We start from the raw sequence: 10,920 nt of genomic DNA, 5'->3' as shown, positions 1-10,920 counted from the left end.
TGCGGCCTGGCTCAGAGGTTGCCAGCGCGCTTCAAGTTCATCGAGAGTAGGCATGGGCAGGTCCTTTCGGAAAGAGCGGATGCCCCATCTTACCCGAAAATACCGTCAATGTCATCTACCCGAAAATCTGACGCACACCCGCTGTGTGCGCCACGGTTTTTCAAAAGTCATTTGCAGACCCATCCCCTGCCCCCTTCCCTTATAGGGAAGGGGGTTGGGGGGTTAGGTTAGCAAGTGAGTCAAGCGACTTTTGAAAAGCCGTACTGTGTGCGCGCTAGCTCGACGTCTCTTTCACACACACACGGTTGCGTCCCGCTTGCTTGGCAAGATAGAGCGCGTCGTCGGCGCGCTTGAGCCATAGATGCATGGCGAGATAGTCACCCGCCTCCAACATGGCAACCCCGGCGCTAATCGTCACAACCCCGGTGGGCGCGTTCAACACATGCGGCAACGCCAATGCTTGAATCGCGTCGCGCAATCGTTCAGCAACCCGCGCTGCGTCCGCCGGACTTTGTTCTGGCAAGATCAGCAAAATCTCTTCGCCGCCGTACCGGTACACGACATCGCCATTCCGGCAATTCTGGGTTATCGCTTGCGCGATACGACGCAACGCCTCATCGCCGGCGATGTGACCATAGTGGTCGTTGTATAATTTGAAATGATCGACGTCGCACATCACCGCGCAATAACGTTTGCCATAGCGTTCGGCGCTGCCTGCTAAAACAACCAGGTCTTCCATCAACCGCAGGCGATTGCCCAAACGCGTCAAGGGGTCGCACCGACCTTGCTCGAACAATTCCTGGTTCAGCCGCTTGAGTTCCTCGCGTTGCTCCGCCAACTGTTGGTGCAACGCCGTGATCCGCTCCGCCACGAGCAAGCGCAACCGCAATTCGTCTGGATCGAATGGCTTGGTGAGATAATCGTCTGCGCCCGCCTGAATTCCATCGAGCAGTTGTTCCTTTTCGCTGAGCGCCGTCACAAAGATAAAATAGGTGTAGCTAGGCGTACCAGTTTCCCGCACGCGCCGGCATAGTTCGATCCCGTCCATTTCGGGCATCATCCGATCGCTGATCAGCACGTTGATCGGCGTGGTCTGATACATGTTCCACGCTTGCAATCCATCCTCTGCAACCAGGCATTCGTGACCGAACTGCTCGACGGCAAGTTTCAGAATCATCCGATGGATACAATCGTCGTCCGCGATCAAAACTCGCATGGTCAATCTCCGAACCGAACCGGGTCATTCAAACGCTAGACAGCACGCGGCAGTCAAGACGCGATTTTCAGGTCGGGCGCTGGAGCGATTTCTAGGTTGGTCTCGGGCGATGCGGCTTGCGCCGATACGCTCGTCATGCCAGTCCAGCGGCGCAACGTGGCGTAGAGCGTGTCCGGTTTGATCGGTTTGGAAAGATAGTCGTCCATGCCGGCGGCGAGGCAGTTGTCGCGTTCACCCTGCAATGCGTGCGCCGTCAAGGCAATGATCGGCGTACGCCGCACCGCATCCTCGCGCTGGCGAATCGCGCGCGTCGCTTCGTATCCATCCATCTCCGGCATCTGGCAATCCATCAACACGAGCGCGTAGGGTGTGCGCGCGAGCGCGTCCAACGCTTCGCGTCCATTGCCGACGACATCCACCGCATAGCCGCGCGCCTTGAGCATGTACACGGCGACCTGCTGATTCACCAGGTTATCCTCGGCAAGCAGGATGCGAACATTACGTCCTTCGTCTTTGCCGGACTGTACCTTCGGCGCGCTGGTTTCGACAACGGCTCGTGAAACTCCGACCACCGCGCTAAGGCAGTCGTACAGGTCGGACTGACGAATCGGCTTGACCAACGAAGCATCCAAGCCCATTTCGCGAATCGTCTCGGCGTTGCCAATGCGTCCTAACGAGGTCAGCAAAATCAACTTCATCGAGGCAATCGCCGAATCGGCGCGGATCGCGCGCGCGAGACCGACCCCGTCCATCTCAGGCATTTCCATATCGAGTAGCACGACATCGAACGGTTCTTGACTCGCCACAGAACGAATCACGCGCAATGCTTCGGCGCCGCTCGCCACACTCCTGGATCGCATACCCCAGGCAACCACCTGATGCTCCAAGACCAGGCGATTCGTCGCATTGTCGTCAACGATGAGAACGCGCACACCTTGCAAGTTGGGCGCTAGCTCTATTTTTTTCAGCGCCTCGACGGATCCTTTTTCCAGCGGCACCGTAAACTCAAACGTGCTGCCTTGCCCTGGTTCGCTCCCGATTTTGATTTGCCCGCCCATCATCTCGACCAGACGATTGGAGATGGCAAGCCCCAAACCGGTTCCACCGTACTTGCGCGTCGTCGAGGCGTCGGCTTGCGTAAATGGTTTGAACAGGCGCGCTTGTTGTTCCGGCGTAATGCCAATCCCCGTATCCTTGACCGCAAAACGCATCGTCACGCGTTGATCGGTCGTCGCCAGGCACTCGACGCGTAACTCGATCTCGCCGCGTTCGGTGAATTTGAGTGCGTTGCCGATGAGGTTGGTGACGACCTGCCCCAGGCGGAATGAATCGCCGCGCAGAGCCACCGGCATACGCGGATCAGCCGAGATGATCATCTCTAGTCCTTTGCGTTGAGCGCGTTCGGCGAATAGCGCACCGATGTTTTCGACCACCTGCCGCAAATCAAAATCGGCTGTTTCTAGGTCCATCCTGCCGGCTTCAATCTTGGAGAAATCCAGGATGTCATTGATGATCGTCAACAGGTTCTCGCCGGAAAAACGGATGGTCTCGGCGAACTGGCGTTGTTGCGCCGTCAAAGGGGTATCGAGGAGCAGACTGGTCATGCCGATCACGCCATTCATGGGCGTGCGAATCTCGTGGCTCATCGCCGCCAGGAAAGACGATTTCGCGCGGTCGGCAGATTCGGCTTGCTCACGCGCGCGCACCAGTTCGCTGATATCGTGATACATTGCCAACATGCCGACCCGTTCCCCGGCGACGATGACGGGCACCGCGAAGATTTCCGCATCTATGGGTGTGCCATCTTTGCGATAGCGCCGACCGATCTGGTGGACGGCTTCGCCGCGCATCGCCGTCTCGGTAATCCCATTTGCTTCCACGCGCGCGGCATCATTGGATACGAGCGCATCCAAATCGCGCCCAATCACTTGATCGCACATATAACCAAAGAGTTGCTCAAAGGCAGGGTTGCACGACGCGATCCGTTTTTGCAGATCAAGTGTCACGATAGCGACCGGGCTGTGCGCGACCAAGGATTCGAGAAATTGTTTTTGCCGCGCGAGTTCCAGTTCGGCTTGTTTGCGCGCGGTGATGTCGAGGATCAACGCAAAGTACGCAATGACCGTACCCTGCTCGTCGAATTGGGGCACGAGTGAGACGCTTTGGAAATGTTCGGTCTTGTCCGGGTGAGGCACCACCCGCTCGAACGTCGTGCATTCGCCACCAAAGACGCGCGTGAGCAATGCTTCCGACGTATGCCATGCTTGCTCGCCGATGACCTCGCGCACGTGTTTGCCGATAATCTCGCTGGCGTCCCTGCCCACCCATTCGGCATACGCTTTGTTGGCGAACCGATAGCGGAAATCGCGATCCACATGCGCGATCAATCCTGGGATGTTGGCAGTGACAATGTCCAGCTCTTCGCGGCTCTGCTTGAGCGCGGCTTCGACCTGATCGCGTTCGGCAATATAATTGTCCAATTGTTCATTCGCCAGCGCCAATTCGACGGACTGTTCCGCGATTTTACCTTCCATCTCGTCGCGTCGTTTACTGCTCCAGTACGCCAACCCGCCCACGAACAAGGGCGCCCAGTCAATCAACCAGTGCAAAGGTTGAGTGGTCTGGGCTTGCGCCAAACCGGCTAATGTCAATGGCAGACCTCGAATCACGGCGTCGAAAATTGTGGCAGCCACCGGAAAACACAAGCCCACTAAAATGCCCAACCAAACGTACCGATTGACGCAACTTGTTACGCGAGTATCTTTACGCATAGATCGCTGTACCTCTAAGAATTTGTTTAACAATTCGGCGAAAAGCCTTGCGAAGGTTGATTAGAAACGCGTTTCTCAATGACGCACCCACCGCCTGTATACCACACTTGTTTTGTCGGCTAAACCTTCGCACGGTTGGCTGAATTCCTAAACGTTCTCTAATCCAAATTCATTTGCTTACTCCAGTGATCTTAAAGCGGTACTGCAAAAGAAACAATCCGATTTCGGTACTGGGAATTGGATGCTATAGCGGTTGAGCGGCGTTCAAGCGCCGCGCCAAACTTTCGATCTCCGATTCCGAGCGTCGCCCATTTGGGTAGTCAAGATTCACCCAACGTGGCAACTGCGTCTACCTGTTTTTGCATTGACCGCTTCTCTGACTGCCGAGTATACTCGTGGCGAGTTAATCCATCCTCATCATGTAGACAGCGTCGTCTCATTTCCACTCTCGTTATCCTCCGAGCGAGCTGTTCATGGATGGGCATAGAATCGCCGCTCCCAATCCACAATCAGAACTATTGCTCCTTGCGAAGGCGCGAAATCTTCGCAAGGTTATAAAGTTTGAAATGATGCGACTCGAAATTTGGCTCTACGGTCCGCTGGCTCACTATGCCGGCGAAGCAAAGCAGAAAACTCACGCGCAACTGTTCCTCGATCTTCCCAACGCAGCCACCATGCGCGATCTGGTGGAGCGCTTGCGGATACCCTTGGAACAAAAAGGGATCACGTTCATCAACGGCGACCTGACCGATATGCCCGGTCTGAACGCCGACCTGGAACGCGAATTGCACGATGGCGACCGGATTGGATTCTTTCACGAAAAAAGCATGTGGCCCTTCCAATACCGGAATGGCGCGAGCGCCAGCCCCGAATTGATGAAAGCGATGCAAGATCGCGGTTTGCTCTATACCACTCTGGGTGATCGCACCACGTCCGAGAAATCGGAACAAGGAGGAAGTGACAGCTAAGAACTTTAATCCTTGCGAAGGGTGCCGAGAAACGCGCTGTTGAAAAATAGGTTTCCCGTTTTCGAAACGCTCTTCTCAGTTGCCTAAACCTTCGCACGGTTGGAATGCTAGGTTAGTCACACGTTTCGCACCACTCAAACCCCCCAAATCAAATTGACCAAAGGAGATCAGTTGCAATGAGCAAATTTCTTCGCATCAACATGACGACGCAAAGCGCCCAATTCGAAGAGGTTCCAGAAAAGTACAAACTCATGGCAGGACGTTACATGACCAGCACACTCGTGGCGGATGAAGTGCCGCCGTCCGCGCATCCCCTGGGACCGAACAACAAGGTGGTGTTCGCGCCGGGCTGGGTCACCGGCACTTCCGCGCCGACGAGCGCACGCATTTCGGTCGGTAGCAAATCGCCGTTGACGGGCGGCATCAAGGAAGCGAATGCGGGCACCGGCTTTGGACAACAAATGGCGCGCCTGGGAATTCAAGCCATCATCGTCGAAGGACTCCCCACCGAGAACAAGAAATTCTGGGGCGTCCACATTACCAAGAACGGCGCAACCTTTTTCCCAGCCGACGAGTACGTGGGTACGGGCAACTATGAAACCTGGGGCAAGGTCATCGCGCGGTTCGGCAAAAAAGTGGACGTAATGGGCATTGGCGTCGCCGGCGAAATGCGAATGACCAACGCCGGGATTTGCTTCAACGATATGCAGGGACGCGCCTCGCGCTATGCCGGCCGCGGTGGACTAGGGGCAGTCCTGGGTTCTAAGGGACTCAAGTGCATCGTCATCGAAGCCGAAGCCGGATCGTCCGCGGTGCCTATTGCGAACAAGGATTTATTCGCGCAAGGTCAAAAGAAACTGACCGAAGCGATTCGTACCCACGGCGTCACCAAGCCCAAGGGCGGTTTGAACACGTATGGCACTGCCGTGTTGGTCAACCTGTTGAACGAAGCCGGCGGTTTTCCGACGCGCAACTTTTCCAGCGGTCGGTTCGAAGGCGCGCCCAAGATCGCGGGCGAAGCCATCTTCGAGGGCAACAAGGAACGCACCGGCAAAGAACTTTACAATCACGCATGCAGTCCGGGTTGCATCATCCAATGCTCCAATGTCTGGCACGACCCGAACGGCAACGAAGCATCCTCCTGCCTCGAGTACGAATCGGTGTGGAGTCTCGGCGCGGATTGCGGCATTGACTCGCTCGACGACGCGGCGGAACTCGTACGCTTGTGCAATGACATTGGCGTTGACACGATTGAAGCCGGCGTGACGCTCGGCATCGCGATGGAAGGCGGCTTGGCGCAATTTGGCGACGGCAAGGCGGCGATCAAGTTGATGAAAGAAATCGCGCAAGGTACGCCGCTGGGTCGCATCCTGGGCAACGGCGCGGATTTCACTGCGCGCGCGCTCGGCGTGATTCGCGTACCAACCGTCAAAGGTCAGGCGATCCCGGCATACGAACCGCGCGCGGTCAAAGGCATCGGCATTACGTACGCGACGAGCACGATGGGTGCAGATCACACCGCGGGCTACACCATCTGTCCGGAAATCCTGGGTGTCAGCGGCAAGCAAGACCCGCTCAGCACGGCAGGCAAAGCCGGACTCAGCCGCGCGTTCCAATCCACGACGGCGTTCATTGACAGCACCGGGCATTGCTTGTTCATCGCCTTCCCGATTCTCGACATCCCCGATGGCTACCAGGGCATGATCGAAGAATCCGCCGGCGTCCTGGGTGTTAATTGGACCGCGGACGATGTGATCCGCATCGGCAACGAAATTCTCAAGACCGAACGCAAGTTCAACGAAGGGGCTGGATTCACCAAGAAGAATGATCGCCTGCCCGAGTTCATGAAGTACGAACCACTTCCGCCGCACAATGTTGTTTACGATATATCCGACGAGGATTTGGATTCGGTGATGGCTGATCTCTAGAATCAAAAGGGCATGAGAAGGCATAAGAGGGCGTGAACGTCACGCGCCCTCTTCGCCTTCTTTGCCTTCTATTAATTCTGACAAACAAACGTCGACTTGGGGATGGCTGAGTAGCAACATGAAAGAGGTAGATCGGAACAGCGTCGATCACTCTTCAATCGCACCGAGTACGCGCTCGACTAAATCAATGAAGATCAATCAAGGGGGAATCGGTGAAACTGAAATTCGTTCCGCTTGCTCTAAGCGTAGGTGTCCTCGCAACGGCTTGGACTTACGCGTCCGTCAAATTGGGCTTGCCTACCTGGGCGGCTTTCGTGGGGTGGGCATTTTTCTTCGTCGCGGGCGGCGATGCCAAAGCCATGATGAAAGCTGGCGTGCCGACCTTAGTCGGCGTACTGTTTGGCTACGCGGCTCTTTACGGTCTCAAACTCAATGGCGAGGCGGGTGTGATCGGAGTCTCGGTGGCAGTCGGCGTGGCGGCGTTGGTGCTCGTCATCATGATGAACTGGGAAACATTTGCTCTGGCGCCGGCTGCCTTCGCGGCGTTCGCGAGCTTTTTCGCATTCGCGTTTGCGAGCAAGGACGTGTTTGCCCTGGATAACATCCTCTACACCCTAATCACTCTGGTCATCGGCATCGTGTTGGGTTATCTTTCGGCTACCATTCCGGCGTGGTTCACCAAGCCGGCGGCGGCTTAGTTATCGAAAAAACGAGTCACTAATTTGCCAATGTCAGATTAGCCATAGAGCACATAGAGGTCATAGAGAAATCTTCGTTTTCTTCTCTATGTTCTCTATGCCCTCTATGGCAAAATGAAATGTGACATTGCCAAACTACTCAGCCATCCCCAAGTCGACCTTCCGCTTTCGATTATGGCTGAGCAGTGACCGACGATTCACAGACACCGACATTAGAATTAATGCCCAAACTTTTCGTCAATGCTCAACAAACATTGACGTTTCCGCAGAACTCACTGCAACGACCGAACGAATCTCTGGATGGCTATTGGCTAGAACATCGCGAAGATGCGTTCGTGCTTCATCCGCGTCGCCCCGATGTTCGCAAGCTTTACATCGAGCCGACGACGGGTTGCAACCTCAACTGCCGCACGTGTATTCGCCATACCTGGGAAGACCCCGCCGCAGTGATGGCGATGAGCACGTTTGCGCGCATCGTGCATGGGCTGGACCATTTGCCGAACTTGAACCGCGTGGTCTTCGCCGGGTTCGGCGAACCGCTGAGTCATCCGCATATCCTCGACATGATTGCCGCAATGCGCGAACGCAATGTGCCGGTGACGGTTAGCTCGAATGGTATTTTTTTGAATCCACGCATGGCGCGCGAACTGGTTCGACTCGGAGTGGATCGCTTGATGATTTCGGTGGATGGCGGTAATCCCGAGACGTACGCCGACATTCGCGGCGCGATGCTCTCCGGGATTTTAGACAACCTCCGAAATCTGAACGAGGCAAAAAGCGAACAGCATTCGCTCTTTCCCACATTGGGAATCGAATTCGTCGCGATGAAAAACAACGTCGCCGAGTTGCCCGCGCTGTCCAAGCTCGCTTCCAGACTGGGCGTCACGCGCATTCTCGTAAGTAATGTGCTTGCCTATTCTAAAGACATGCGCGACCAGGTGCTGTACGGTTATGGACCGCGCGCTCCGCTGACGACAGGCAGTTGGCACGTGCGCGCGGGCGCGTGGGTGATGTGGGGCACGCTTGATTTGCCGCGGATGCATTGGAGCGCCGAACGGCGCTGTCGCTTTGTGGAAGATCGCTCAAGCGTCATTGGCTGGGACGGCGGCGTCGCGCCATGTTTAGCGTTATCGCACAACTATACGTACTTGGCAGTGGACGGCAAGGAAAAACATGTCAACCGATACATCCTGGGCAATGTGAATGAGCAATCCTTGGCGGAAACCTGGATGTCCGAAGATTACGTCCGCTATCGCAACGAAGTGCGTAGTTATCACTTTCCCTCTTGTCCCGATTGCGATCTGCGCGAAACGTGCGACTTGCGCGAACGCAACGAAGGATGCTGGGGCTGGAATCCCTCTTGCGCGGACTGCTTGTGGGCGCAAGACATAATTCGGTGTCCATGAAAAAAGACCCCACGGGTCTGGGTTGAGTAGAAGGTAACGCGACAATGATCCAAGTCCGAGTTCGGCTATACGCGACATTGCGACAATACCAACCCCACCTAAAAATAGGCGAGACATATGTCGTTTATCTGCCGGCGGGAGCCACGGTGAAGCGACTGATCGCCAACCTCGGCATTCCGCCTGACACTGTGAAATTGGTGTTCAGTGGCGGAAGGGCTGTCGAAGACGATCACGTACTTTGCGACGGCGAAGACCTGGGAATGTTTCCGCCGGTCGCCGGCGGGTGAGACGAAAAGCGAGACGCGACAAATATCGCGTCTCGCTTTTCAATTTGCCAACTCGCAAAAAACCTTGCGAAGGTTTACGACCTTCGCAAGGTTCGCTAATCAATAATCGCCCAGTGTCCAGACTTCGCTATCGTCCTTGAGCTCGTGCCGCACGATACCAACGTGTGTTTTGCTGATCACGTACACCAGTCCTTCGAACAAGCCGATGGCATAATAATAAATCGGATGGCGCGCGGTAGGCAAGCCCAGTTGTTCCACCATCGCGGTAATCACGTTGCCACGTACGACGACGTGCGTCGCATCGAGGAGGTTGACTTGCTGTGCGAACCCCAGGGCTTCGAGCACGGGGCACGCTTGCGCCACCGCCTCGGCGACATCCACTTGCTCGTGCCATTCCCCGACCAGGTTGATCGCCGCGTGATGTCCGCTCTGCCGCAGCAACGCGCGCGCGCCGTTCTCTCCCAGGTCTTTTGCCAAACCATCTGCCACAAAGACCAATGATTTCAAAATGATCTCGTAATCAATATCTTGCATCGTTCACCTATTCGTCGCGGGTTTTGTGCGCGGTCTTGATCCTGGCTGAATCGAACATCATTGAAAAGAGCAACCTGCGTGTGCCAGGTTGCCCTTTCCCATTGCGATCCGCCGCTGGCTATCCCGCGCCTAGCTCGATGATGTTGAGATACACCATCGTTTGATTGAGCAATTGGTACGCTACCTCGCCAAAGGTAATCGGTCCCGTAATGTCTCCCGTCTGTTTTCCTTCGAGTTCGGAATACAGATAATTCAAAATGCAGTTGCACGAGAAAACGATCTGCTTGCCCAGGTTCGTCGGCATTTGCGAGGTGAATTGCTGCACATAATTGGCGATGGGCTTGGCGTGCTTGTAGCGCAGACCCGCAAAAACCGGCGCGTAGAATAGAACCTGGCGATTTGCCGCGTCCACACTTTGAAAACTGACGTTCACCATCGCGCCATAATAATCCGCCACGAGAGGGAGTCGCGTATCCAGATGTTTGGCGGCGATATAGTCCGCAAAATTGGTCTCGACTCCGTTGACCAAGACTTGGTGTGCGCTGAAACCGTCATTCGGGAACGTGATGGTGTCGCCGTCGCTCTGTTCAAAGATATTCAGAATCCCGACATCGGCAACTCGATTAGGCGGCAAGGTGACGTGCATCACGACGGCGCTATCTTCCAATGCCATATTGGATTGACCGCTAAACACTTTCGGCGTGAGTTTGCCCAGGTCGTTGAGGTGCACACCCGAGATCCAACCGATCAAAGGTCGGATCGCAAAATCCTGATAGTTCGGCGCGTTCAGCGCAAAGGAGAGATGCGTCGCGCTGGATGCCGGGATGATGATGATGCTAAAGCCGTACTTGGCGGCGTCGCTGTACACGCGCGGCAACGCGGCTTTATCGTAGACCTGAATCGCGATGTTGGAAACAAAGCTTGGCAGTTCGGTGACATAGACCTGGTCTTGCGTGGACAAGCCGCCTTGTTCCGTCATAAAGTACGGAATCGTTCCGCCGATCCAGTCGCCCGGCGGAAGTTGCTTGAGAATATTTTCATCGCCCGCCAGCAATAGTTTTTCGCCGCGCGCGATCTTTTCTTTTACTTGAGCAATTTCTTGCATGCATCCG

General features: G+C 55.6%; 9 protein-coding genes. 5 read left to right on the top strand and 4 right to left on the bottom strand.

Annotated elements, in window-relative coordinates; all coding sequences use genetic code 11:
• Positions 1–274: 274 nt before the first annotated feature.
• The gene (locus HY868_17510; GenBank protein MBI5303938.1) at positions 275–1,216 is read right to left on the bottom strand and encodes a diguanylate cyclase; all 942 of its coding nucleotides are present in this window, start codon (positions 1,214–1,216) and stop codon (positions 275–277) included.
• 53 nt (positions 1,217–1,269) lie between these two features.
• On the bottom strand, positions 1,270–3,909 hold the full coding sequence (locus HY868_17505) for a response regulator (protein MBI5303937.1): 2,640 nt from the start codon (positions 3,907–3,909) through the stop codon (positions 1,270–1,272).
• A gap of 644 nt (positions 3,910–4,553) precedes the next feature.
• Between HY868_17505 and HY868_17500 the strand changes: the two genes are divergently transcribed.
• From HY868_17500 to HY868_17480, 5 genes are all read left to right on the top strand, one after another.
• On the top strand, positions 4,554–4,955 hold the full coding sequence (locus tag HY868_17500) for a MoaD/ThiS family protein (protein ID MBI5303936.1): 402 nt from the start codon (positions 4,554–4,556) through the stop codon (positions 4,953–4,955).
• Positions 4,956–5,131: 176 nt separating this feature from the next.
• Entirely contained in the window at positions 5,132–6,883 is a 1,752-nt protein-coding gene (locus HY868_17495) for an aldehyde ferredoxin oxidoreductase (GenBank protein MBI5303935.1), read from the top strand.
• A 212-nt stretch (positions 6,884–7,095) separates the two neighbouring features.
• Entirely contained in the window at positions 7,096–7,581 is a 486-nt protein-coding gene (locus tag HY868_17490) for a DUF1097 domain-containing protein (GenBank protein ID MBI5303934.1), read from the top strand.
• A 221-nt stretch (positions 7,582–7,802) separates the two neighbouring features.
• On the top strand, positions 7,803–8,987 hold the full coding sequence (locus tag HY868_17485) for a tungsten cofactor oxidoreductase radical SAM maturase (protein MBI5303933.1): 1,185 nt from the start codon (positions 7,803–7,805) through the stop codon (positions 8,985–8,987).
• 44 nt (positions 8,988–9,031) lie between these two features.
• Positions 9,032–9,274 (top strand): MoaD/ThiS family protein, encoded by a 243-nt coding sequence (locus HY868_17480; GenBank protein MBI5303932.1) that lies wholly within the window; start codon positions 9,032–9,034, stop codon positions 9,272–9,274.
• A 99-nt stretch (positions 9,275–9,373) separates the two neighbouring features.
• Here HY868_17480 and HY868_17475 read toward each other — a convergent pair whose 3' ends face one another.
• Together HY868_17475 and HY868_17470 are read right to left on the bottom strand one after the other, a co-directional pair.
• Positions 9,374–9,808: a hypothetical protein gene (locus HY868_17475; protein ID MBI5303931.1), complete on the bottom strand. Its 435-nt coding sequence runs from the start codon at positions 9,806–9,808 to the stop codon at positions 9,374–9,376.
• 118 nt (positions 9,809–9,926) lie between these two features.
• Positions 9,927–10,913, bottom strand: coding sequence for a hypothetical protein (locus HY868_17470; GenBank protein MBI5303930.1), 987 nt, complete (start codon positions 10,911–10,913; stop codon positions 9,927–9,929).
• Positions 10,914–10,920 lie beyond the last annotated feature (7 nt).

It is taken from the genome of Chloroflexota bacterium, from assembly GCA_016219275.1.
Classification (GTDB): domain Bacteria; phylum Chloroflexota; class Anaerolineae; order UBA4142; family UBA4142; genus JACRBM01.
Note: the sequence above shows the minus strand (reverse complement) of the source record. Positions and strands in the feature narration are given on the sequence as shown.